Origin of the sequence: Sutcliffiella halmapala (assembly GCF_050107295.1) — a bacterium.
Taxonomy (GTDB): Bacteria; Bacillota; Bacilli; order Bacillales; family Bacillaceae_I; genus Sutcliffiella_A; species Sutcliffiella_A halmapala_A.
The window spans coordinates 643185-666604 of sequence record NZ_JBNIKR010000001.1 but is presented as its reverse complement, the minus strand read 5'-3'; the positions used below and the strand labels follow the sequence as shown (position 1 = coordinate 666604).

23 protein-coding genes are annotated in these 23420 nt (G+C 43.4%); 4 read left to right on the top strand and 19 right to left on the bottom strand.

Annotated features, from left to right (window positions below; genetic code table 11):
- Positions 1-153 precede the first annotated feature (153 nt).
- Entirely contained in the window at positions 154-756 is a 603-nt protein-coding gene (locus ACQCT5_RS03315; RefSeq protein ID WP_499638968.1) for a TetR/AcrR family transcriptional regulator, read from the top strand.
- A 4-nt stretch (positions 757-760) separates the two neighbouring features.
- Here the strand turns inward: ACQCT5_RS03315 and ACQCT5_RS03310 are convergent, their stop codons facing one another.
- Complete coding sequence (locus ACQCT5_RS03310; RefSeq protein ID WP_499638966.1) at positions 761-1243, bottom strand: helix-turn-helix domain-containing protein; 483 nt, start codon at positions 1241-1243, stop codon at positions 761-763.
- Positions 1244-1338: 95 nt separating this feature from the next.
- Here ACQCT5_RS03310 and ACQCT5_RS03305 point away from each other — a divergent pair, with 95 nt between their 5' ends.
- Positions 1339-1926, top strand: a complete 588-nt coding sequence (locus ACQCT5_RS03305) for a vWA domain-containing protein (protein WP_499638964.1) — start codon at positions 1339-1341, stop codon at positions 1924-1926.
- 103 nt (positions 1927-2029) lie between these two features.
- Here ACQCT5_RS03305 and ACQCT5_RS03300 read toward each other — a convergent pair whose 3' ends face one another.
- From ACQCT5_RS03300 to ACQCT5_RS03285, 4 genes are all read right to left on the bottom strand, one after another.
- Positions 2030-3019: a LysM peptidoglycan-binding domain-containing protein gene (locus tag ACQCT5_RS03300; protein ID WP_499638962.1), complete on the bottom strand. Its 990-nt coding sequence runs from the start codon at positions 3017-3019 to the stop codon at positions 2030-2032.
- 322 nt (positions 3020-3341) lie between these two features.
- Positions 3342-4214 (bottom strand): YitT family protein, encoded by an 873-nt coding sequence (locus tag ACQCT5_RS03295; protein WP_499638960.1) that lies wholly within the window; start codon positions 4212-4214, stop codon positions 3342-3344.
- Positions 4215-4302: 88 nt separating this feature from the next.
- Positions 4303-5796: an amidase gene (locus ACQCT5_RS03290; RefSeq protein WP_499638958.1), complete on the bottom strand. Its 1494-nt coding sequence runs from the start codon at positions 5794-5796 to the stop codon at positions 4303-4305.
- A gap of 100 nt (positions 5797-5896) precedes the next feature.
- The gene (locus tag ACQCT5_RS03285) at positions 5897-6466 is read right to left on the bottom strand and encodes a DUF6944 family repetitive protein (RefSeq protein ID WP_499638956.1); all 570 of its coding nucleotides are present in this window, start codon (positions 6464-6466) and stop codon (positions 5897-5899) included.
- Between the two features lie 184 nt (positions 6467-6650).
- Between ACQCT5_RS03285 and ACQCT5_RS03280 the strand changes: the two genes are divergently transcribed.
- On the top strand, positions 6651-8081 hold the full coding sequence (locus tag ACQCT5_RS03280) for a hypothetical protein (RefSeq protein WP_499638954.1): 1431 nt from the start codon (positions 6651-6653) through the stop codon (positions 8079-8081).
- 62 nt (positions 8082-8143) lie between these two features.
- Here ACQCT5_RS03280 and ACQCT5_RS03275 read toward each other — a convergent pair whose 3' ends face one another.
- The 5 genes from ACQCT5_RS03275 to ACQCT5_RS03255 form a co-directional block, all read right to left on the bottom strand.
- Entirely contained in the window at positions 8144-9112 is a 969-nt protein-coding gene (locus tag ACQCT5_RS03275) for an ABC transporter ATP-binding protein (RefSeq protein ID WP_499638952.1), read from the bottom strand.
- Positions 9109-10131: an ABC transporter ATP-binding protein gene (locus ACQCT5_RS03270; RefSeq protein ID WP_499638951.1), complete on the bottom strand. Its 1023-nt coding sequence runs from the start codon at positions 10129-10131 to the stop codon at positions 9109-9111. The genes ACQCT5_RS03275 and ACQCT5_RS03270 overlap by 4 nt, the downstream gene beginning before the upstream one ends.
- A gap of 10 nt (positions 10132-10141) precedes the next feature.
- Complete coding sequence (opp3C, locus tag ACQCT5_RS03265) at positions 10142-11215, bottom strand: oligopeptide ABC transporter permease (RefSeq protein WP_499638949.1); 1074 nt, start codon at positions 11213-11215, stop codon at positions 10142-10144.
- Positions 11212-12144 (bottom strand): ABC transporter permease, encoded by a 933-nt coding sequence (locus tag ACQCT5_RS03260; RefSeq protein WP_499638947.1) that lies wholly within the window; start codon positions 12142-12144, stop codon positions 11212-11214. The genes opp3C and ACQCT5_RS03260 overlap by 4 nt, the downstream gene beginning before the upstream one ends.
- A 140-nt stretch (positions 12145-12284) precedes the next feature.
- Positions 12285-13934 (bottom strand): peptide ABC transporter substrate-binding protein, encoded by a 1650-nt coding sequence (locus tag ACQCT5_RS03255; RefSeq protein WP_499638945.1) that lies wholly within the window; start codon positions 13932-13934, stop codon positions 12285-12287.
- A gap of 146 nt (positions 13935-14080) precedes the next feature.
- On the opposite strand from ACQCT5_RS03255, the gene ACQCT5_RS03250 reads away from it, so the two are divergent.
- Positions 14081-14455 (top strand): DUF3899 domain-containing protein, encoded by a 375-nt coding sequence (locus ACQCT5_RS03250; protein WP_499638943.1) that lies wholly within the window; start codon positions 14081-14083, stop codon positions 14453-14455.
- On the opposite strand, the gene ACQCT5_RS03245 is transcribed toward ACQCT5_RS03250, so the two are convergent.
- From ACQCT5_RS03245 to ACQCT5_RS03205, 9 genes are all read right to left on the bottom strand, one after another.
- Positions 14432-15382, bottom strand: a complete 951-nt coding sequence (locus ACQCT5_RS03245) for a dipeptidase (protein ID WP_499638941.1) — start codon at positions 15380-15382, stop codon at positions 14432-14434. The two genes, ACQCT5_RS03250 and ACQCT5_RS03245, sit on opposite strands and share 24 nt — an antisense overlap.
- A 22-nt stretch (positions 15383-15404) precedes the next feature.
- Positions 15405-16109 (bottom strand): gamma-glutamyl-gamma-aminobutyrate hydrolase family protein, encoded by a 705-nt coding sequence (locus ACQCT5_RS03240; RefSeq protein WP_499638939.1) that lies wholly within the window; start codon positions 16107-16109, stop codon positions 15405-15407.
- A 71-nt stretch (positions 16110-16180) separates the two neighbouring features.
- Positions 16181-17134 (bottom strand): GNAT family N-acetyltransferase, encoded by a 954-nt coding sequence (locus ACQCT5_RS03235; protein WP_499638937.1) that lies wholly within the window; start codon positions 17132-17134, stop codon positions 16181-16183.
- Positions 17135-17150: 16 nt separating this feature from the next.
- Positions 17151-17852: a PIG-L deacetylase family protein gene (locus tag ACQCT5_RS03230; RefSeq protein ID WP_499638935.1), complete on the bottom strand. Its 702-nt coding sequence runs from the start codon at positions 17850-17852 to the stop codon at positions 17151-17153.
- Between the two features lie 137 nt (positions 17853-17989).
- Positions 17990-18214 carry a hypothetical protein gene (locus ACQCT5_RS03225; RefSeq protein ID WP_499638933.1) on the bottom strand — a complete coding sequence of 75 codons (225 nt, stop codon included), beginning with the start codon at positions 18212-18214 and terminating at the stop codon, positions 17990-17992.
- Positions 18215-18621: 407 nt separating this feature from the next.
- Positions 18622-19437 carry an MBL fold metallo-hydrolase gene (locus ACQCT5_RS03220; protein WP_499638931.1) on the bottom strand — a complete coding sequence of 272 codons (816 nt, stop codon included), beginning with the start codon at positions 19435-19437 and terminating at the stop codon, positions 18622-18624.
- A 163-nt stretch (positions 19438-19600) separates the two neighbouring features.
- Positions 19601-21628: a glucose-specific PTS transporter subunit IIBC gene (ptsG, locus tag ACQCT5_RS03215; RefSeq protein WP_499638929.1), complete on the bottom strand. Its 2028-nt coding sequence runs from the start codon at positions 21626-21628 to the stop codon at positions 19601-19603.
- A 189-nt stretch (positions 21629-21817) separates the two neighbouring features.
- Positions 21818-22648 (bottom strand): glucose PTS transporter transcription antiterminator GlcT, encoded by an 831-nt coding sequence (glcT, locus tag ACQCT5_RS03210; protein ID WP_499638927.1) that lies wholly within the window; start codon positions 22646-22648, stop codon positions 21818-21820.
- 202 nt (positions 22649-22850) lie between these two features.
- Positions 22851-23288 (bottom strand): DUF4871 domain-containing protein, encoded by a 438-nt coding sequence (locus tag ACQCT5_RS03205; protein WP_499638925.1) that lies wholly within the window; start codon positions 23286-23288, stop codon positions 22851-22853.
- Between the last annotated feature and the right edge of the window lie 132 nt (positions 23289-23420).

Sequence of the window (23420 nt, the reverse complement as noted above, 5' to 3'; positions counted from 1 at the left end):
CTGGCTTTGTAAAAAAAGGAACACTTGCTTATTCAACACTCTGTTCATTAATATTATAGGTAGAGTTGCAAAAGTCCTTCAATATGTAGTTTTATGAGTTCTGTTGATTAATAGACATTCAGTAGATTATTGTTCATTAAAGGTGGAGATAACGTGGAGGAAAAACAGGATTTGAGAGTGGTAAAAACAAGACGGGCTATTCGGGAAGCGCTCCTTAAGCTTGTAAAAGAAAAGAGTTTCGCCAAGGTAAGTGTACGCGATCTTTGTGTCTATGCAGAAATTAATCGGGGCACCTTCTATCTTCACTACCAGGATAAATTTGATTTACTCGAACGCATCGAGCAGGAGCTGCTTGATACCCTTAGGGACCTGATGATAAAACGAATGGCAAACAAAATGGAACATTTCGTCAGCCATCCGGATTTTTTGCTTCGGTTTGCGACCGAGCTCTTTCGGTATGTAGATAACGAGGCAGAGGTTTTCAGTATGTTGCTTCTTGACTCTGTCAGTCCAATGTTTCCAAACAAACTGAAAGATCTTATACGCGAGAATTTTCTTCGTGCCCAAAAGAAAGAGTTCGACCCGGCCACTCTGCCTATCCCTTTTGACTATCTCATGGCATATGCCACAAGTGCCAACGTCGGCCTGATGCAGCAATGGCTGGCAGAAGGAAGAAAAAATCCGCCGGAAAAGATGGCGGAGGTGCTGGTAACTATCACGTTGATGGGGCCTGTTCGGGCAATGGGGGTTAAATAAACTTTTAAAAAGTCTTCAAACTCAAATAATCCAAGGTCTCATTGATGCTTTGCATGTCATAGATGCCTCTTTCCAAAAAGAAGCGGATTGCCAGGTCATATCTTTCGCTTCCAGAAAGGGAGTAGCCAGCAGCGTTCAGGAATCCTTCCGCGTCATCGGGATCAAGTTCCAAGGCCAAAGCAAGCGCAATGATCGTCGTTTTTCTGGGTTTGTAGTCTGGGTTGGATCGAATTTTCGAGAAATGCTTGCGGTCCATTCCAGCTTTTTTATAAACATCAGCATCCTTCAGCTCCCTGTCGTCGATGTATTGAAAGAGGAGCTCCTGCAGGGCAGGCTTTTTATGTTTATTTATAAAATCATCTATTTCAAAAGAATGGCATTCCTCTAGTATCGGCTCCGAATACTTGAAGCTAGATTCATATACCTCGAGATGCATATGCAAATCAAGATATTCCTTCAGTTCCTCCAGCAGTTTATGGTCGATCATTTTCTGCCCCTCCAAAATGTCGCTTTGCAGGCGACCAAATTATGGATATCTCACGCTATTATTATAGCATGATGAATCTTAGGAGGATGAAAAATATGAAAAACAATTTAACGGAGATTATTTTCTTACTGGACAGAAGCGGGTCAATGTCAGGCCTTGAGCAGGATACAATAGGAGGGTTCAACACATTCATCAAAAAACAGTGCGAGCATGAAGGAGAGACGATTCTGACCACCGTCCTGTTTGACAGTCAATACGAAATATTGTGGAACGGAGTGGACGCAAAAAAGGTAATACTGAACGAAGAGGACTACTTTGTAAGGGGGTCGACTGCCCTGCTTGATGCTGTCGGGAAAACCATACTTGATGTAGGGCATCGCCTTGCCAATACTAAAGCGGAGGATCGACCAAATAACGTAATCTTTGTCATCACAACTGACGGCGAGGAAAATTCCAGTCGCGAATTCACCTATGCAAAGGTACGGAATCTGATCCACCATCAGCAGGAAAAATACAGCTGGGAGTTCATCTTCATGGGAGCAAACATCGACTCCGAAAGGGAAGCCGGCAACCTCGGAATACGCAAAGAACAGGCATACAGCTTTGACGCGACAGAAAAGGGCATGGAAGTCATGTATGAATCGATTTGTGAGATGGTGTCGGAGAAACGTTTGAAAAATTAGTTGATTCATTTTAAAAGCCTCCCTAATGAGTGGTTTAGGGAGGCAGGTTGATATTACTCTAATTAACCTTTTTTATCTATCTAGAATATATGAATAAGATTTATTAGTAATTAAACGATTCATTCGCAAACACTAGATCTACCAATGCAGGTGTTGCTGAATGTTTGTAGATTATTTTAATTTTTGCTCCTGAAATAATATCATAATTGGTCGCAGTTCCATATGCCACCCTCAAGACAATCGGTACTTTTTCTCCATCTAATAATAACTCTATCGATTTGTTATCTACTATCCCTGTAATGACAGCATGGGATTTGACCAGTCCCGTGCCTTTAATTTTCAATCTTTGTCCAATTATTACATGTTCTGATTTTAAATTGTTATCATTCTTAATCTTTATTGCGGATGTATGAAACCTTTTTGCAATGCCCCAAAGTGTATCGCCAGGAGCAACCGTATAATACGCTTCTGAAACAGCCTCGGCTTTTGGCGTTGCGCTTGTTACTTGCTCCTGATTTTTTGAAGGAATGGTCAATCTCTTGCCAACATAGATTTTGTCTGATGTCATCTTATTCAATTTCTTGATTTTTTCTAGGGATACTCCAAACTTGTTGCCTATGGAGTAAAGCGTGTCTCCTGAAGTGACCAGATATGTATTATTCAACGAAATGTCATTTGATATGGTCAGATTTTGTCCAATCATTATACGATCCGTTTGTAAACCATTTAATTTTTTCAGAGCGGCGACAGTAATTCCATACTTCCGAGCAATGCTAGATAACGTCTCTCCAGAAACCACTTTATGAGACATCCCCTCCACGTAATTTGAACCAGGACTTTTTTCCTTTGGTATTAATAACTCTTGTCCGACTTTTATAAGGTCAGACTTTAGACCATTGGCTTCTTTCATCCCTTTAATGGTTACCCCATACTTTATAGCTAGTGAATACAAAGTATCCCCACTCTGCACTCTATGAACCAGGACATTTGCAGCCTCTTTTCCAGTAACATTCACTGTTACAAAGGCACTAGTAGCAAGCGTACCTGCAATGACATAGCTAGCAAATTTAAGCTTTTTCTTTTGTTTCAGCATTACCCTGTGTTCCTCAATTCTTTGTTTTCTCGTCTTAAACCTAGATGCCCTCACCATAATTCCCCCTATAATTTCCATGTATTGCATCAGTTAGCAAGTTTTGTCGAAATCACTAATTACTTCGTTGCTAGTTGATATTTTAGTAGGGTGAATTTTTTAAATGAGAAATCAGTCTGAGTCATTGTATTATTTAGTAAAAATATTAAGTAAATAGATTCATCAGATATGAGAAGAAGAACAGAAAGGTTTTTCACATAAAAAAACACCTCTTTTCAGAAGCGTTTTAAGGGTAATTCCTGCTTTCTTGATAATAATCATATTGTTAATGGATATTCCTCTTCTTAAACTGCCCACCCTTTACATCATGCACATTCGCAATGGCGAGAAAAGCATTTTCATCAATTCCATCAACGATACTTTTAAGTTTCGCTTCCTCAAGCCTGGTGATAATAGAGAAGATGACACGGCGGTCTTCTTGGGAGTAGGCTCCTTGTCCGTCCAAAAAAGTCACCGCTCTGCCTAATCGGTCCATGATGGCTTGGGCAATTTCCTCATACTCGTCACTGATGATAAGAACGGATTTTGTTTCGCTCATTCCTTGCACCACGACGTCGATAGTTTTGGAAGCTATGTAATACGTGATAAGGGAGTACATGGCGGACGTCCAGCCAAATACAAAGCCCGCACTTGATAAAATAAATAAATTGATGAACATGACGATGTTGCCTACAGAAAATGGCGTCTTGGAGCTGATCAGGATCGAAAGGATTTCGGTTCCATCCAAGCTTCCGGAATTACGCAATACGATTCCGACACCGATCCCAATGATGATACCGCCGAAAACGGCAGCCAATAAAGGATCTGTAGTGGCAGGTGTAGAATGATGGAAAATTACCGTAAAAATTGACGCGGCTACTATTCCATACGCACTTTGAAAGGCAAATGTCTTTCCTATTTGCTTATATCCTAAAAATATAAAAGGAAGATTTAATAATACAAGGAAGAGGCCAAGCTTTAGATCTGTAATCTCAGCCATCATAATGGAAACACCTACTATACCACCATCCACCATCTGGTTAGGAATGAGGAATTTCTCGATCGCCACTGCAAGAAGCAAGGCGCCTAAAGTGATCAGAACATAATTTTTCAGTATCTTTGCTGCTTGTACCCATTTGGATTTTTTCGTATGAGGCAAAAGTGCTTCCCACCTTTCTTTAAAGCGGGGCCAGACCCTCACATCATTAAAGCCCGTGAGGATAGACCCCTCCATTATACTGCACTCTCTAAAGCATACATTTATTCTGCACATTTTCCCATAAATCCGACTCCTCCAGAAAATGTGCCATCTGTAAAAGCAGGTCCTCTCTGCCCATTGCAGCCATAAACTGAACTCCTAGCGGCAGGCCTGCTTTTGTTATGTGCAAGGGCACAGACATTGCTGGCTGTCCTGTCAGATTGGCCAGTTGAGTGAACGGTACACGTTTGAGGCTATTTTCTACCATCTGATCAATGATGCCCATTTTCTTTAGCAGGCTGGCTGAACCCATCTTCCCTGTTACTTGAAGAGCAAGCTTTTCAAAAGACTTCAGAGCATGCTCCCCTATTTTTGCAGGGGGATATGCTGTTGTAGGCGTGATGTAGAAATCATACTCATCATGAAAGGACTCCATTGCATATCCAGCAATGTCCCATTCTCTCATACTTAAAACAAAGTCCTGGGCAGAAATGGCTTTACCTAACAAACCCATCATATACGTCGTAGGCTCCACATCCCTATAAGAAGCTTTCCTTCCAAGAACCGTTTCCATACTTGCAAGAGTGGCGCTGACCTCGGCGAAATACATTGTAAGAAAGCTGTTGGCAATTTTCTTCCCATCAACAGGAGCATCCACTTCTTCTACTTGAAAACCGCATCTTTCCAGATAACCAACTGTCTTCTTTACAGCTTCCACACATTCAGGATCGACATGTGTACCAATCGGTGACTTCACCGAAAAAGCAATTTTCCTCTGTTTATTAAGTGGTTTATCCAAAATCTGCAGATAGCTTTCATCAAACTGAGGTGCTGTGAACGCTGCCCCTTTTTCCATAGCCTTCAGCTGATCCAGGACAGCCGCACTATCCCTAACCGAACGGGTTAGTACATGTTCTACCGCTGCCCCCTGCAGAAACCTGGCAAATCTCGGCCCAACTGGTGTACGTCCTCTTGAAGGCTTTAAACCAAACAGCCCACAATACGCTGCCGGTATCCTTATCGATCCCCCTCCATCATTGGCTCCTGCAATTGGCACCATTCCGGAAGCAACCGCAGCACCAGACCCTCCACTGGAACCTCCCGGAGTAAAATCGTGATTCCAAGGATTTCGGGTAGGTCCATATTCAGCTGGCTCTGTATACGCAGTAATGGCTAGCTCTGGCACATTGGTTTGTCCTAGAAAAAGAAAACCGCTCTCTCTCAAACGGATCACATACTCTGAGTCTGACTCAGATCTAAAATTGCGAAGAGCTTTGGAACCACCTGATTTTGGTTCGCCTTTCAATTCTTGTGAGAAATCTTTCAGTAGCATGGGCACACCGGCAAATGGACCTTTGAAATCCTCTGCTGCCGACATTTTAGCCTGTTCGTACATCGTGTGGATAACTGCGTTGATTTTGGGGTTATACTTATCAATTTGCGAGATTGCAAGATCGACCAATTCTTCTGGAGTAACTTCCTTTGCTTTTACTAATTCAGCTAGACCAAGGCCGTCATATTTAACATATTCCTCAGTATTCAAAGCTCTCACCTCTATACATACTATTCTGTGGAAGAGGTGGGTAAACCTGCTTTTTTAAGACTAACACTACATTCGAAGCTGGAGCTCTTTCAAGAATGATCTACTGGCTCCCCACCAATCCCAAAATCACCAGAATGGCACCAATCACTTGAATCCAGGATGCAATCATCAAAATATGGTTTCCCCGCTGTTCCGATCCTTTCAAAGCGAAAAGTGTACCTATGGAATCCAATAATGCACCAAGAGAGATGGCACCATATCCAAGACCCTCCAAATCATTTTCCATCAAGACTAGTGTGGCGTTCGCTTCAAGCGCTGCACCGAATGATTGAATGCCGCTTCCAAAAACATTCAGCTTTTGTCCTTCGGTTAACTCTCCGTCTAGCTCTAAGTAAGTCGCAGTAGCATTTGTCGCATTTCCGCCTGCCTGGAGCCAGCTTCCTGTGATGCCCTGAGTTTTCTCCTCTCCACCCTGCACAGACTGCCTATCTCGCGCAATAGCTTGAAGCGAATTTCCAAACGCTTCAATACCGTTTCCTTTTATTATAAATCTCTTCCAATCTTCCATAGAAGTTACAGTGAAATTCGTCTGCCCATAGGCAGTGAAAAGGGTTCCTGCAAGTACAACGACAGCTCCGGCAACTAGCAGTTCTTCAGCATTAGTATCCAAGACCCTCACCTACTCTTCACGTTTTTACCAGTGTATTCAAAAGAGACTCTTTGCGCTAAGGTAATCAATCTTCCACCATTATTTCCGCCCTCCCTACACCACAGCCCATCCCCAAACATACCCTACTATACCAAGATTCATATTTTCAGCTTGGACTTCCGGTCTTAGAAAGGAGCTTGTATAGATGGAACTTACAGCGGCGCATTGGATGTATCTCGTGGGTACGATAGTCATTATTTTCACGATGCTCTTCCGGCAAAATGTCGTAGTACCCGCCATCGTCGTCACGTTTTTGGTGGGGTGGATTTTCAGTGGTTCGTTCTCATTCGGTCTTCAGACAATATTCAACGCCAGCTTGATCGCGGCAGGAGAGCTATTCAACATATTCCTGATCATTGCGATTATGACCGCCCTGCTTCATTCGTTAAAATCATTGGGTACGGATGAACAGATGATCACCCCGTTTCAGAAGGTCATGAAAAATGGCCATATTTCCTTTTGGGTAATCGTTTTTGTCACTTACTCCATCTCCCTGTTTTTCTGGCCGACGCCTGCCGTCCCTCTCGTTGGCGCATTGCTGATCCCTGTGGCAATAAGAGCTGGTCTTCCACCAATCGGTGCAGCAGTAGCCATATCACTCGCAGGTCAAGGGATGGCACTGTCCTCGGACTATATCATTCAAATCGCCCCTTCCTTGACTGCAAAAGCAGCAGGGGTCGACCTGGCTTCTGTGGCTGACAAAGCATTTATACTATCGCTGATCACTGGATTGACCGCCATTGTTCTTGCTTACTTGGTCATTCGCAAATTGATTTCCAGTCCTTCCAATGATCATCTTCTAAAATGGAACAGCATAGAAAGCACCTCAAAAGGTTCCGAAAATGATTCTGATTCCACTACGGTAACAAGAAGCAAATACAGTACACTTTTTGCTATCCTTGTTCCTGGAACATTTCTCACAATCATTGTCTATATGATTCTCGCAAAATTTTCCGACGTCCTTCCATCACTTGAGGGGGGCGCAGGTGCAGCACTGATTGGGGGAGCATCCTTCATCCTCCTGATAGGGGCCACCTTCTTCAAACAGGCACGAACCTCACTCACAAGCGTAAGCGACCACCTAGTCAAAGGCTTCGTGTTCGCATTCAAAGCCATGGGTCCCGTCATCCCGATCGCTGGATTCTTCTTCATCGGCAGTGGCGAATTGGCAGCAAAAATTTTTGGAACGCCGGCAGAAGAGACCCCGTCCTTCCTATTTGACCTGATTCTAGCAGGTCAATCCTATATACCCGAGAATGCATTTATCGCGGGATTTGGCATTCTTCTAGTCGGAATGATCACCGGTTTGGATGGCTCCGGTTTCTCAGGCCTTCCACTTGTAGGCGCACTATCCGGTGCACTTGGTGACAGTGTCGGCGTCGACCCTGCCACCTTAGCCGCTATCGGTCAGATGGGTGCTATCTGGGTCGGAGGCGGAACACTGATTGCCTGGTCTTCCCTCGTGGCTGTTGCAGGATTCGCGAAGGTTCCGGTGATGGAGCTAGTAAGGCGGAGCTTTGTACCGGTTATTGTAGGGTTGGTTGTGGCTACTGTGTTGGGGTTGTGGATGTTTTAGGGACAAAAAAGAGGCCATCTTCCTACTACTTAGTAGCATGGGGAAGATGGCCATAAATGTTTTCATTCATATAAATGGCATGCCACATAATGCTTCTCTTCTACCTCTATCCAGGATGGTTCCTTCTGAGCACAGATATCCATTGCCTTTGGACAGCGTGAATAGAACCTGCAGCCAGCTGGAATGTCTGTGGGACTTGGGACATCACCATGTAGGATTATTCTTTTACGCTGCCGTTCAAGGTTGGGATCAGGGAGGGGTATTGCTGATAATAGTGCCTCTGTGTAAGGATGAAGCGGATTGTCATATAAGCTTTCACTGTCCGCCAACTCCAACATTTTCCCCAAATACATGACCGCAATTCTATCACTGATATGCTTGACCATGGATAGATCATGGGCAATGAATAGATAGGTTAGCCCTTTCTCTTCCTGAAGCTGTTTTAATAGATTTACAATTTGCGCCTGTATGGAAACATCAAGTGCTGCAATCGGTTCATCTGCAACAATAAAATCAGGATTCACGGAGAGCGCCCGGGCTATCCCGATACGCTGCCTTTGTCCCCCGCTGAATTCATGTGGATAGCGATCCGCGTGTTTACGATTCAATCCGACTTGTTCCAATAGGTCTGTTACTTGTTTTCTGCGCTGTTCTTTCGTCATTTCCGGTTGATGGATCAATAGCCCCTCTGATATGATTTCCTCTACAGTCAACCTGGGGTTTAAGGAAGAATATGGGTCTTGAAAAATCATCTGCATCTTTTTTCTGTATTTTTTCCCATTTGATTTTGACATCTTTTTATGTAGATTTTCATTTTCAAAGAGGATCTGGCCTCTAGTCGGGGAATAGAGCTGAACCATGGTACGGCCAACAGTTGATTTGCCGCAGCCGGATTCCCCGACCAATCCAAGTGTCTCCCCTTTGTAGATGGAAAAGGTCAAACCATCTATCGCTCTTAATACCCTATCTTTACCGACTTTGAAATGCTTCTCCAGTTCTTTTACATCAATTAATACTTCCTTGGTACTCATGAATGTTTCCCCCCTACTGCTTCAAGTGCCAAGTCTTCAGGTACCCGCTGATCCTGTAGCCAGCAGGAAACTGTGTGAGAATCAGATATGGAAGCAGGTTTAGGGTTGAAGTAATGACAAACCTTCATAGTATATGGACATCTCGCAGCAAATGGACACCCTGTTCCCAAATGGGCCAAATCCGGTGGAGAGCCGGGTATTGGTATTAAAGCTTCCGATCGGCCAACATGGAGCTTTGGCATGGATTTTATCAATCCCATTGTGTATGGATGCTGGGCGTTGTAAAAAACCTCATCCACTGTCCCCATTTCTACGATTTCACCTGCATACATCACTGCCACCCGGTCCGCCATATTTGCAACTACTCCAAGATCATGGGTTATAAGAATGATGGCCGTACCAGTCTTTTGCTGCAGATCACTCATTAAATCCAATATTTGTGCTTGTATCGTTACATCAAGGGCAGTTGTTGGTTCATCCGCAATCAGTATTTTGGGATTGCATGCCAATGCCATGGCAATGACCACACGCTGTCTCATCCCTCCCGAAAACTGGTGGGGATAGGAATCGATTCGCTCATCCGGATTAGGAATGCCTACCAATCTAAGCATATCAATGGCTCGTCGCTTCGCTTCCCTCTTAGAGACGTTATGATGTTTCTGCAGCCCTTCAATAATTTGCTTTCCTATTTTCATCGTAGGATTCAAGGAAGTCATCGGGTCCTGGAATACCATGGAGATTTCAGACCCACGGATGCTTTGCATTTCCCGAACCGATAAGTTTAAGAGATTTTTATCTTCATAGAAAATCTCACCTTGTGGAATTTTCGCATTATGTTTTGGCAGTAAACGCATAATCGACTTCGCTGTAACGGATTTTCCGGAACCGGATTCGCCTACAATGGCTAATGTCTCTCCTTTATGCAGGGAGAACCCGACACCTCTGACAGCCTGTACGTCACTTTTCTTAGTGCGGAATGAAACTTGCAAGTTGTTCACTGTAAGAATTGGCTTTGTCATATGTTCCTCCCTATTTTCTCATTTTCGGATCAAGTGCGTCTCTTAGTCCATCTCCTAGCAGGTTAAAACAGATCATGATCGCTGATATGATGATTGCCGGGAAAAATAATTTATACGCAAAGAATCGCATTGCTTTGTATCCATCCTCGATCAACACTCCCAAAGAAGCAAGCGGGGCCTGCAAACCAAGTCCGATAAAGCTTAAGAAAGCTTCAAAGAAGATAGCAGTCGGGATGGTAAACATGATCGTAACAATGATTGGTCCCAAGACATTTGGAAATAGATGCTTCCAGATCAATCTTGTATTTGAAGCCCCTAACGTACGGGATGCCAGCACGAATTCCTGACTTTTAAGCTGCAGAATCTGCCCACGGACAACACGAGCCATCCCTACCCACCCAGTTATCACCATAGCAAGAATAATGGAGGTGATCCCTGGTTCCAATATAAGGATGAAAAGGATGATCACAATTAGATTCGGGATACCGACAAGTACTTCAATGATCCGTTGCATGACAGTATCAACCCGGCCCCCGTAGAAAGCAGATAGCCCCCCATATAAAACTCCTATCACTAAATCAAGGAATGCTGCAACCAAAGCAATATATAGGGAAATTTGAGTCCCTTTCCACACCCTTGTCCAAAGATCTCGTCCAAATTCATCGGTGCCGAACCAATAATTTGTCGTAATATTTCTCGATTCATATTGATTGACACCATTCACATCCTCCCCATCGAAACCTAACCATTCCAAACCAGGCATTTTTGGCGGCAAGTTCGTATGGGCGATATTTATGTCTTTGTAGGAAAATTCATTCAAGGAAGGACCTATGATTGCCATAACAGAAATAAAAAGAAGGAGAATGACGGCAATAATTGCTCCCCTATTTTTTAGTAATCGATGAAACGCTTCTCTCCAGAAGGTTACAGGTGGTGCGGCAATTTCCTCCTGTTTGCTTGGATCAAGCGGTGCTCGTACAAATAGGTCGTCCGTAATTTCCTTTGGTACAACATCAAATCTTTGCAAGGTGCTTTTATTTGGTGCAACAGGAGTGGGCGAATTGGTATTCCTTTCTATCTTCATGCTTGTTCCCCCTTCCCTAAGCTGATTCTAGGGTCAAGGATTCCATATAGAATGTCCACGATGAATACGACAAAAATAAATAAAGCGCTATAGAATAAGGTGATCCCCATAATGACACTATAATCCAGAACCAGAATCGATAAAGTAAATTGTTCTCCCAGTCCGGGAACTGCAAAGATTTTTTCGATCACAAGTGTTCCGGTCATGATACTGACAGCTAGGGGTCCAAGCATGGTCACAACAGGAATCAGCGCATTACGTACCACATGTTTTGCGACGATACTTGCTTCGCTTATTCCTTTTGCCCTCGCTGTAATAACATAATCCTGACCGATCACTTCGAGCATTTCACTTCTGATAAATCGTGCTACAGTCGCAATAACTGTCACCGATAAAGCCAATGAAGGCAGCAGCGTGTATTCATAGCTCTCCCACAGTGCAGGAGGCAGCCAACCAAGCTTCACCCCTATGTAATACTGAAGCAATGCTGCAAAGACGAAGGAAGGTATCGACATACCAAGGACTGCAACTGTTACAGAACCATAATCCAAAATGGTATTGTGCCTTAATGCGGAGACAATGCCAAGAATCAAACCTGTTATGGTTCCGAAAATAAGTGCCTGGAATCCGATAAGTGCAGAAGGCCCGATTCTATCGATGATCATACTGTTTACAGTACGCCCTTGATATTGAAAGGACATACCTAAATCCCCTTGAACCAGATTCCCTAAATAGCGGATGTACTGGAGGGCAACCGGCTGATCCAATCCATATTTGGCATTCAATACAGCAAGCTGGTGATCTGTTAACTTTTCCGGATTACTGTACGGTGTTCCCGGAAGGAATTTCACAAGAAAAAAAGTGGCAGTAACAACGACAAATAGTGTGATAAGCATATAAATCATTCTTTGGAAGAAAAATCTTTTCATTTTTAACCACTCATTTCTTTACATACTTTTATGATTGAAAGGATCATATAAGAGCTTAATAGAGTTGATCTTCATCTATAAAAAAGGATAGGATGCATAAGAATATACACCCTACCCCTCTCCTGCTCTATACTGGATGACTATTCAATGTAAGCCCATTTGTATGTGAAGTCAGGACCACTAGGATGCTTGATAAGACCTTTGATCTTACTGCGCTGCAGGATTGCTTCACCACGCTGATAAAGCGGAACCAATGCGGCGTCTTCTTCAAGCAGCAATTTCTCAATATCCAAAAGCATCTCATAGCGTGCACTTAAATCCGTTTCCAATCTCGCTTGACTAACGAGTTCATCCAAATCAGGGTTATGGTAGTCCATGCGGTTAGCTGAGCTTCCTTTTACCCACATATCCAGATAGGTCATTGGATCACTGTAGTCAGGTCCCCATGTAGATAAGGAAATATCATACTCCACCGCTTTTTCAATTTCGAGGCGTTGTGCAAATGGCACAGCCTTCAATTCCAATGTAAAGCCTGGCAGATTGTCTTGGAGCTGGGCCTGGATATACTCTGCAGTTTTCTTCATTTCTTCCGAATCGGCAATATTGATGGAAACCGTCAGATCTTCTATTCCAACCTCTTCAAGTCCTTGCTTGAAGAGCTCTTGTGCTTCCTCTGCAGTTCCCGTATTAAAATCACCATTCAATTCCCGGTAATCTTTTTTATCCGGTGAGAAATAGAATCCTTCCGGAACAACTCCATATAAGGGAGAAGAACCATCTTTTAAAATCACATCCGTTAAGCCTTGACGATCGATCGCCATGCTGATCGCTTTTCGGATACTTTTAATTTTCAGTGCCTCGTGATTATGATTAAAGCGAAGGAACACTATTCCCGCCTGCTTTGTAATCTTGAACTCTTCGCTATCCTTATATTGATCTACAAACGAGGTGGAGAGCTTCACACGGTCAATTGTGTTACTCTCATAAAGATTGGCAGCAGTTGTCGAATCTTTTACCACATAAACATTGATGGTATCGAGCTTTACACTGTCAGCATCATGGTAATCAGGATTCTTTTCAAATTTCCAGCTTTGCTCTTGTTTCCACTCCACTAATTTGAAAGGACCATTTGATAGGATATTTTCAGCTTCCAAAGCGTATTGGTCACCTTGCTCTTCCACAAATTTCTGGTTTTGGGGAAGGAAGGTCGGAAACGTCAATAATGTTTCAAACAAAGGGTTCGGATTCTCAAGTGTTACTTCAAGGGTCTTCTCATCAACAGCTTTTACTCCCAGCTGGTCTGCAGCCATTTCTTCATTCATGATCGCTTCCGCATTTTTCACACTCGCAGTCACAAACATAAAATTGTATGGGCCGGCTGTTTCGAATACTCTTTTCCATGCAAATTCGAAATCCTGTGCCGTGACAGGCTCCCCATTACTCCAAGTCGCATCACGCAGTGTAAAAGTATGTACAATTCCGTCGTCACTCACGTCATGCTTTTCGGCAATTGCAAGGATTGGTTGGTGGTTTTCATCTTGTCGATATAAACCTTCGTTGTTATTATTCAATACATCAAACGCAATTGCATCATGGGCCTGGGTAGAATCAAGGGTCGGGATATCAGCAGTGGCACTGATATTGAGCACCTGTTCACTGGCACTTGCATTTTCACCATCTTTCTCATTTTCTGTTCCCGCATTATTTGAAGAGCCGAAATTACAGCCTGCGAGAATAGTAGAAAGCATAAATACGAAAAGGATAATCGGTAAAAGGCCTCTCTGTTTCATCTTCTTCCCCCTATTTTAAAATTGTAGAATATACTATTCTATATAGAGTAGTTTACTTTATTCTGGTATTTCGGACAACTAAATATCTTAATTTTCTAAATAATTTAAATATTAGGATAATATACCTAGACCTAAGGAGCTATAAAATGGGATTAAAAAAAATATTGTTTTGGCTATTTTCATTACCTTTATCTTATTTCGCTGTTTCTCTTTTCTACCAATCTCATTATCTGTTGAAGTGGGTCGACTTTCTTTTCATTTTTGGTTTAGTCCTATTAGTCACAGGGTGCTTGATGTATGTAGTCGCAGGAGGCTTTTTCTCCTCCTTCATTCACAGCTGCAAGGTATTCTTTGCCTCGATCAGTAAAAAAGAACAAATCATTTCAGAAATTGAAGGAAAGAAAGCTACGAGTAATATCAATTTCCAGAAATCCTTCTTTCCTTTCAAAATATTAATTAATTTTGGTCTTGGCTACTGTATCGTTAGTCTATTTTTGTCAATTTTGATTGCGAACAGTTGAAAACTTTGAACAATAGTCCAAGAAGTTTTGGTAGGCAAATCCTTTTACCATCTCTTCGGAGTAATGCATTAATAGGGCATTTATTAAATTTTGATACTTTGATGCGTCTTCTAGGTCTTTCACATACGTACTAATTCCATCAAAATCAGAGCCCAGGCCTATCTGTTTATTTCCACCCAGACTACATAGGTGGTCTATATGATTGATTAAATCGGATAGATTTGCATTCCCATCTTTTTTTACAAAAGGTGGACAATATACAACGTGAACCATTCCACCTTTTGTGAACATCGCTTTTGCTTGGTCGTCATATAGGTTTCTGGGGTGATCACAGATCGCTCTCGCATTGGAATGGCTCGCGATTGGATATTCGGCAAGTTCCATCACATCCCAAAAGGCTTTTTCGCTCAAATGGGAAACATCCGTAAGCACTCGGTTCTCATTATTGATCCGGACAATTTCTTTACCGAACATCGTTAACCCCGCACCCCGCGGTTCACCAGCACCATCTGCCGCCAAATTGGCATTATTCCAGGTCAAGCCTACCGAGCGTACCCCTAATTGATAGAGAATACTTAGTTTATGTAGATCGTTCCCGATCGCGTCCACTCCCTCAAGTGTCAGCACGGCACCGATTTCCCCTTCTTTTAACTTTGATATATCTTCCCATTGTTTGATGTGTTTCATTTCTGGATTCTTTGCAAGTACTTCACTATAGAAATAATCTATTTGATCAAGTGCCGCCTGGAATTTCTGTTCTGCTTTCATTTCCGGATAGACAAATACGGCATAGCATTGAACCCATACATCCCCTTTTTTCAAACGCTCTACATTTGTATCCAATTCCTCAGCATTTGAGTAGTTTAACCTGCCATTTGATTCCCACAACTTTAACAATGCATCACAGTGCAAATCGATAATTTTCATTTTCTTCTCTCCCTCCATTTGATTAACAGCTTTGGACAAATCGATTGAAAATATTTTTCGAGATACTATCACCATGGACAGCTAATGGCTCCGGATGCCATTGGACACCTAACACAAATGAATGCTCCACACTTTCAATGGCCTCAATGATACCATCCGATGAGCAAGCTGATACAATAAAAGGTTTAGGAACATGTCGAACTGCTTGGTGATGATAGGAATTAACTTTAAATTTGGATTGCCCTGCAATATCCGCTAGTAAACTATTTTCAGTGGCAATGACATAATGAGACAAATGGGTACGTGTAGCTTTTTGGGAGTGCTGTAGCAAAGATTCATCCTTTTGACTATAAATATCCTGATACATGTCTCCTCCAATGACAATATTGAGGATTTGAATACCGCGACAAATAGCAAGAATCGGCTTATTGGCAGCGAGCATTTTTTCTATAATCGTCATCTCAAAGCTATCTCTCCCAGGTGAAATCATTCCTAAATTAGGATGAGGCTCTTCACCAAACAACATGGGATCAATGTCTCCTCCCCCTGCCAAAACAAGCCCATCGATCTTATCTACCAGCTGAGCCACATCAGAATCGATCCCTATTGGCAAAATTATCGGTATCCCTCCTGCATGGATAATGGATTGAACATAATCATTTGAAAGACTGTGCTTGTAATCGAGCTCTACGTGAGAGGTAATTCCAATGATCGGTTTTTTCCTCATAATCAATCCTCTTCTCTTGTTTTAGTTAATCTTATTCGTTTTCGGAAGGTGCATGACCCCTCTCTTGCAGATCAGGCACGAATAATCTTCTTCATCACATGAAACTTCCTCGTAATCTCAAATCCATATTTCTTATATAGATGCCCCGCTGTCGTCTGCTCGCCCGTCCAGAGAAACCAGGCTGAGTGAAGACTTTCCGCTCGCATGCTTTGAAGACAGTCCGATAAAAGGATCTTCCCAAGCCCTTTCCCCTGCTGGTCCGGGTCGACGCCAAACGGGCCAAACCGGTCCGGCACCCCTTCATACCCGCCATACATACAGAAGCCGACTACCTGCCCATTATCCCGGGCAACGAGAATCCTATCCTGTGGCAGGCCTTGCAGAATCCCCTCGCGGATGGCCCGTCCCCAATCCGGATTGAACTTTTCATTGGCAAAATGAATCACTTCATAGAGGTCCTTGTCCTCTGCCTTTGTAAAAGTATATCCCTCTTCCTGCCTACATCGCTTCAATGCTTTAACAGATTCGGAAATCTCGTAGCCCAGCAAGCTTTTATCCATGGCAACAGGAGAATAGAGCATAGCAAATCCCTGACTCTTCAGAAAAACAAAAGCTTCCGGATAAGCCTCCTCATCGATTCCAGGTAAAATGTAATTTGGAGCATAGGAAGAAAAGAAAATATTGTAGCGTCCTTCATTTTTCAGAAAAGCGATCGCTTCCTCCATCAATCTCTTCCCAACACCTTTTCTCCGCACACCAGAATCGACAAAAAAGAACGGAATCCAGCCATTATCAGGTTCCAGGTCTTTTCCATACATCGGCAGCAATCTTCTTACCGCATACATACAGCCGACAAGCCGTTCCCCTTCAAAAGCTAAACGAAGGCCGCGCGGATCAAAGTTCGCATCCAGCAGCACCAGATTACGAAAACGTTTGGAGGTAATCGGGTCCTTTCCAAGACTTGCGTTCCACAGCTCTACAATCTGCTTTTCATCACCAGATTGATAGTACCGATAAGTTGTCATATTTATGCACTCCCCCTCATAGATCGAACCCCGGAATGGCAGGGCCTTTTCTTACGTTTAATCCAGATGGATATTTCAGTGTCTGAGCATACTTGGTCCGATTCACACAGCCTCGTACCGTACCAAGTGCCTGGTAGTAATCATAATAGCGGAACGACTTGGAATTCTTCACGAACCAATACTGGGACAGCGCTTCTAGATAAGTGTCGAACTCTTCCGAAACATCGATGAAAATATCCGGCACATATTCTTCCATGTCCTCCCAGTTTTCACTATGAAAATAGGTATAAAAATGGGCAGGCAATCCGTCGAGATCGAAACCCGGAAGCCCCGCCTTCAACTGTGCTGCCTGAACAATCTGCGCACACAGGTCGTGATCGGGATGAATACTGTTCTCCCAGTGGGTAATCACTGTTTTCGGCTTCAGCTCCCGCATCAGCTTCGCAACCCGTGTCACAATCTCATCATTAAAAGTAAGCTCGGCATCCCGGTAATCGAGCGTAATCGTATCCACTCCAAGCACCGCGGCAGCTTTCTCCGACTCTATGATTTTCTGCTCTCTGTAGTCTTCAATGGTGGTTTCCTGAGGATTCCCCTTTTCCCCTGCAGTCAAATGGACAAATGTAACCCTATGACCAGCCTTCGCATACTTGTACGCAATCGCACCCGCCTGAATTTCAGCGTCACCGCAATGCGCACCCAGAACGACTAGATTCATATTCAGCACTCTCCTTTTTTCCTTCGTTATACTAAATAATTCCTTGTAAAGGGGAAAATTCCTTTAATTAATACAAAGGGGCCTGACCCTCAACGCTTTAAAGCGTTGAGGGTCAGGCCCCACTTTTTGTCATTACTTTATCTCACAGGAAGCTCCATCACATAACTGCCAAACCCTTTCTCACTTACGCCATCATAGCGAATGGCGTTGCTTTCCGGAAGTGAATCTATAGCATCCATAGAAGAATCAAATGACACATTAACTTCTCCGGCCACTGGTGCGAATGTCCAGTTACCGTCTGCTGATGGGTCAATGGTTCCAAGCTCACGGATATAGTCGATCTTAGAATATGTAATAGTCATACACTTCTAATTATAGATAAGATTACTATTTACAAAATAATCAAATAGAACCGAATTAATTTTAATAATTAATGATTATCGCGGAAAAATAGGAATAGATGATTAGTTTTTCAAGGTACTCCATAATAAAAAAAGATGTTTTCTAAAGGAATATGTACAAACACTTCTTCGTCCAAATGAATAGCTTGTTAGTAGCTAAAGCGAAAGGAGTGGCAACATGATGAAAGCTTGGAGAGTAATGGGGGAAAAGAAGCTCGTTGCAGAAAAAGTGTTCGAACAAAGAGAAAGCAATAAGAAAACACCGAAGAAGAAAGTCTGGAAATGCAAGTTCCATTAACTTTTAGTGGTCCGAAAGTACAGCCTGACCCTATCGCTTGCTTTAAGGCGGTGTGGGCCAGGCTGCTTATCTACATCAATTTTCCGCTTAAGGCATCCACATATCTTTTCGCTGATCGCTGTACTGCTCCGTGGGCATCCTCCTTCACCACACCGTGGAAGGCATTGTATAATCTATCAAACTTCAATTCTTTCGTTTTAGCTGCTATCTTTTCCACTATTGCAGCGGGCAGTGGTATCAGGTTCGGGTAGCTGTACATGAAGCTGACCCAATTGCGATCTGCAACCACTTGAATGACATCGCCAGTAAGCAAGGTCCCTTTCTCATCATTTCCAGTTCTCCACTCAAGCACCGCTCCACCCTTAAAATGTCCACCTAAACGATTCAACGTAATCCCAGGTGCTAATTCCAGCGACTCTCCTGACCAGAAAACAATTCGTTCACTCGGTCGCATCACCCACTCTTTATCGTCCTCGTGAATATAGATTGGCACACCGAAGGTATCCGCCCACTCAACTTGGGTCGAATAATAATGGGGATGCGAAAGTGCAATGGCATTAAGCCCTCCAAGTGCTTCAATCTCTCTAACTGTTGCTTCATCCAAATAGGAGATGCAATCCCAAAGTACATTAAACCCATCGTGTAGCACGAGGAATGCCGTTTGTCCAATAGCAAATTCGGGTGAGGTTTTTATACTATATAAGCCTGTCTCTTCGACCTTAAGCACATTTTGATACCCTTTTATTTTCATTTCCTCCAAAGTTGTCCATGACTGTCCGTCTGGGCTGACATACTGCCTCTCTTCCGTACATATCTCACAAGAATCCGGTTGATGTAACGTCCCAGCGTACTGGACGCCACATGTTTCACATATTAAATTTGTCATAGCAGTTCCCACCTTTTTACGTTCTCTATAATTTTAGGATACGCGTGATGAACAGAAGTTACTTCCGTGAATAGTTTGAAATCTTTGTAAGACTTTCGATGTAGAAAAACAGGGGCCTGACCCTCAGCGCTTTAAAGCGCTGAGGGTCAGGCCCCTACAATTCTTATTTCTTTACTACCTTAACTCTGTCCTTATCTCCAAAACTTACTTTACCGTCCTTTATCTCAACTGCTTCGCCAGCTGCTAGATTGGTAAAGATGATCGGTGTGATGGTGGAAGTTGCTTCGCCTTTGATGATGCTTAGGTCAACTTTCAATAATGGTTGGCCTTGCTCGACTTTGTCGCCTTGTGCGATCAGGCTTTCAAAGCCGCGACCCTTCAGGTTGACGGTGTCGATTCCCACGTGAACGAGAATCTCCCTGCCCTCAGCAGTTTCAATTCCGATTGCGTGCTTTGTAGGGAATAGATTCACGATCGTTCCGGCAACCGGAGATACAACTGTTCCTTCCGTCGGCTCAATTGCAAAACCGTCACCCATCATTTTTTGAGAGAAAACTTTGTCAGGCACTTCCGAGATTGGCAAAAGTTTTCCGCTCATCGGCATCACGATTTCTGCATCACCCGTAGCAACTAAAGCCGGCTCAATTGCTGCAGCCACTTCTTCCTTCACCGGAGTTTTTCCGCTAAGGATATCCTGGATTTGTCCTTTGATGATTTCAGAACGAGGTCCGAAGATTGCCTGGATGTTTTTATCAATCTGCATGACGCCTGCAGCTCCAAGTTTCTTCAGTTGCTCTTTATCTACCTGATCGACGTCTCTTACACTTACGCGAAGACGTGTGATACACGCATCCAGGTTTGCAAGGTTCTCTTTTCCACCAAGTGCTTTCAGTACGCCGTATGGAAGATCCAAGGAACCGCCTGCTGCATTCTCTTCTGACTCTTCCACTTTTTCCTCACGACCTGGAGTCATCAGGTTGAACTTTTTGATTGCAAAGCGGAATCCGAAATAATAGATAACAGAGAACGCCAGTCCCACTGGAATCACTAGCCACCAAGCAGTCTGGTTAGGCAAAACTCCGAATAGGATATAGTCGATGACGCCCCCGGAGAAGGTCATCCCGATTTTCACGTCGAGTATGTGCATCACCATGAAGGAAAGTCCCGCAAACACTGCATGAATCCCGAATAGTACTGGTGCAACAAACAGGAAACTGAATTCAAGCGGTTCTGTGATACCGGTCAAAAATGATGTTAGGGCTGCGGAACCCATAATTCCTGCAACATATTTCTTTTGTTCAGGACGTGCACAGTGATAGATTGCCAGAGCTGCTGCCGGCAAACCGAACATCATGAACGGGAATTTACCTGTCATGAACGTACCCGCAGTAAGTTCCGCGCCGTCTTTTACCTGTTCCATGAAAATGCGCTGATCGCCACGCACAATTTCACCAGCCGCGTTTGTGTAAGAACCAAACTCAAACCAGAATGGCGAGTAGAAAATGTGGTGCAAGCCAAATGGAATCAAGGAACGTTCAATCACCCCGAAAATAAAGGCGGCCAACGTACGGTTTGATTCTGTCATAAAGTAAGAAAACGTATTAAGCCCTTCTTGTGCAAAAGGCCAGATGAAGTTCATCACAACACCCAATACTAATGCGGATGCCGCTGTAATGATAGGAACAAAACGCTTACCAGCGAAGAATCCCAAATAAGATGGCAATTCAATATTATAGAACTTATTGTACATATACGCTCCGAGCACCCCGGCTATAATACCGCCGAATACCCCGGTCTGCAGGGTTGGAATTCCAAGTACATTGGCAAGTGCCGGGTCGCTCCCCACCTGGTCTGCCGTTACGCCTGAGATGACACTCATCGTCACGTTCATGATCAGATACCCGATCATTGCCGCAAGTCCGGCAACGCCATCACCATTGGCGAGACCGATTGCCACCCCGATGGCAAATAACAATGGCAGGTTCGAGAAGACAATGCTACCTGCCTGCTCCATAATTTCTGCAAGTAAAATGATACCGTCCGCCTCTAAAAAAGAAAGACGGCTGACAAGATTCGGGTTTTGCATCGCATTACCGAATGCAAGCAGAATCCCCGCAGCTGGCAGCAAAGCAACTGGAAGCATCAATGCGCGACCGATTCGCTGCAGCAAACCGAATGATTTCTTAAACATAGCTTTATTCCTCCTAAGAATCTTCATGCATGACAGAAAAGGTCCGAACAACAAAAAAGGCATGAGAATCAAGAAAGTGTACACGAAAGCGGAGTAGACGTCTGGTCTACCACTCTCTGTACAACTTTTCTTCCTCTCATGCCTGCATCACCAGTAACACGTGAAAAAACGTTGTATATAGTTCTTATTCTATTGTTTAGAAAGCCTTTGCAAATGGAGAGTCAAATAGACGGCCTCTGCATCCGGCACAGACTTCTGCAATTTCTGCTGCATTATTTTTATCAATTTCCATGCTAGATTGTAGCATACGGGATATTCCTCCCGCAACACTTTTGCGAGGATTTCCTGCTGATCGGGACGGAACTGGTCCGTCTGCACCCGTTCGATCGACGCATGAAAATGGCGTACGAGGCGCAAATAATTTATATCAGTCCGGTCTATCTTCATTTTCAAGGAATCCTCGATCACTATCACCATATCATTGATCAGCTGAGTGTGGCGGTTGATTTCTGACAGGTCCCGGTTCGTCAGGGCACTATGGATGTGCAGGGTGATAAAGCCAATCTCCCCTTCCGGAATCGCAAGGTCTAGCTTTACCTTCAGCCATTCAACAATCTCCATCGCTGCCGCATATTCCCTCGGGTAAGCAAGCTCTGTTTCTTTTAAAAATGGATTCTTGATATCTAGACCCTGCTGAATTCTTTTCACAGCAAAATACAAGTGATCCGTCAGCCCGACATGGATATGCTCATTCAGTTTCACCTGAAATCTCGCTTCGACCATTTCCATGCATTCATTCATGAGTCCGATAAACGATTCATCTATATAATCAAGAAGCTGCTTATATTGGTTCTGCTCGTCCTCACTTTTGAGCACAAAAAACTTCTCTGCGCGGTCGACTGTTATATCCTCTCCCGCCTTCTTTCCGAACCCGATTCCCTTACCGGTAAGGATCACTTCACCGTACTCCGGGTGGGTCGCAATGAGGACGTTGTTGTTCAACACTTTTTTAACTTGCATCTTCATTCCTCCGGTGCAAAAAAACTCAATATTTATAAAGTTACGCTAGGATGGGACTAGAGTCAAGCTATCAATTTCTGGGATGAAAAATACATCCAAAATCCCTTTCGGAACGTTAGAAGAATAGAAGTCTTTTCTTCTTTATCACAGCCGTGCTGGGCTCTGCTTTTTTGTTTCTGCTGTTTGCGCTCCGTTAATAAGATTACTCCCTAATTTCATAAACCAATATATCAAATAATTCCCCGTCTACGTAAAGCAGGATTGCCCATTCCCCACGTTCTGGGATTTTCACCGAGGATGGAATATGCTGATATGCACCATAATTTTCTCCTCCTAATTCTGTAGTCCATTCATTACCATTTATTAAAAGTAAGTGTATGGTGCTGGTTTCCCGGTGAAACCCGACTACAGTCAATTCCTCCACACCAGTCCCCCAAAGATGCCACATCCATTTTTGTCTTTCCAGACTCGGCATATCCATTCCAATAACACCTGATTTATTTTCATTGCCCACCAAATTCCTGGCAAAAGGTTCAGCTTTTCTGTCCCAATCAATCCGATAGATCCATGACTTGAATGAGTTGATAGATTCCAAGTTTTCATATTGCTTATAACAAACGATAAAAACATCCTGCCACATCTTCAGCCATCTTCCAGTCTTTCACATACGTGTAAGCTAATTTTGTAAGGTTTCGTATTCATCCATGATTTCCTCAAACCACCTATTCCTATCATTCAGGAATAGGTCTTCTTTTCTTTCGAGATTACTCAA

Bases quoted from the DNA above. Each gene is read 5' to 3' on its own strand.
- glcT (WP_499638927.1), bottom strand. From the start codon at position 22,648: ATGCAAGTTAAAAAAGTGTTGAACAACAACGTCCTCATTGCGACCCAC.
- ACQCT5_RS03260 (WP_499638947.1), bottom strand. From the start codon at position 12,144: ATGAAAAGATTTTTCTTCCAAAGAATGATTTATATGCTTATCACACTA.
- ACQCT5_RS03275 (WP_499638952.1), bottom strand. From the start codon at position 9,112: ATGAGTACCAAGGAAGTATTAATTGATGTAAAAGAACTGGAGAAGCAT.
- ACQCT5_RS03305 (WP_499638964.1), top strand. From the start codon at position 1,339: ATGAAAAACAATTTAACGGAGATTATTTTCTTACTGGACAGAAGCGGG.
- opp3C (WP_499638949.1), bottom strand. From the start codon at position 11,215: ATGAAGATAGAAAGGAATACCAATTCGCCCACTCCTGTTGCACCAAAT.
- ACQCT5_RS03230 (WP_499638935.1), bottom strand. From the start codon at position 17,852: ATGAATCTAGTCGTTCTGGGTGCGCATTGCGGTGACGCTGAAATTCAG.
- ACQCT5_RS03245 (WP_499638941.1), bottom strand. From the start codon at position 15,382: ATGAAAATTATCGATTTGCACTGTGATGCATTGTTAAAGTTGTGGGAA.
- ptsG (WP_499638929.1), bottom strand. From the start codon at position 21,628: ATGTTTAAGAAATCATTCGGTTTGCTGCAGCGAATCGGTCGCGCATTG.
- ACQCT5_RS03255 (WP_499638945.1), bottom strand. From the start codon at position 13,934: ATGAAACAGAGAGGCCTTTTACCGATTATCCTTTTCGTATTTATGCTT.
- ACQCT5_RS03300 (WP_499638962.1), bottom strand. From the start codon at position 3,019: ATGCTGAAACAAAAGAAAAAGCTTAAATTTGCTAGCTATGTCATTGCA.
- ACQCT5_RS03235 (WP_499638937.1), bottom strand. From the start codon at position 17,134: ATGACAACTTATCGGTACTATCAATCTGGTGATGAAAAGCAGATTGTA.
- ACQCT5_RS03220 (WP_499638931.1), bottom strand. From the start codon at position 19,437: ATGACAAATTTAATATGTGAAACATGTGGCGTCCAGTACGCTGGGACG.
- ACQCT5_RS03270 (WP_499638951.1), bottom strand. From the start codon at position 10,131: ATGACAAAGCCAATTCTTACAGTGAACAACTTGCAAGTTTCATTCCGC.
- ACQCT5_RS03310 (WP_499638966.1), bottom strand. From the start codon at position 1,243: ATGATCGACCATAAACTGCTGGAGGAACTGAAGGAATATCTTGATTTG.
- ACQCT5_RS03205 (WP_499638925.1), bottom strand. From the start codon at position 23,288: ATGTGGCAGGATGTTTTTATCGTTTGTTATAAGCAATATGAAAACTTG.
- ACQCT5_RS03250 (WP_499638943.1), top strand. From the start codon at position 14,081: ATGGGATTAAAAAAAATATTGTTTTGGCTATTTTCATTACCTTTATCT.
- ACQCT5_RS03240 (WP_499638939.1), bottom strand. From the start codon at position 16,109: ATGAGGAAAAAACCGATCATTGGAATTACCTCTCACGTAGAGCTCGAT.
- ACQCT5_RS03280 (WP_499638954.1), top strand. From the start codon at position 6,651: ATGGAACTTACAGCGGCGCATTGGATGTATCTCGTGGGTACGATAGTC.
- ACQCT5_RS03225 (WP_499638933.1), bottom strand. From the start codon at position 18,214: ATGACTATTACATATTCTAAGATCGACTATATCCGTGAGCTTGGAACC.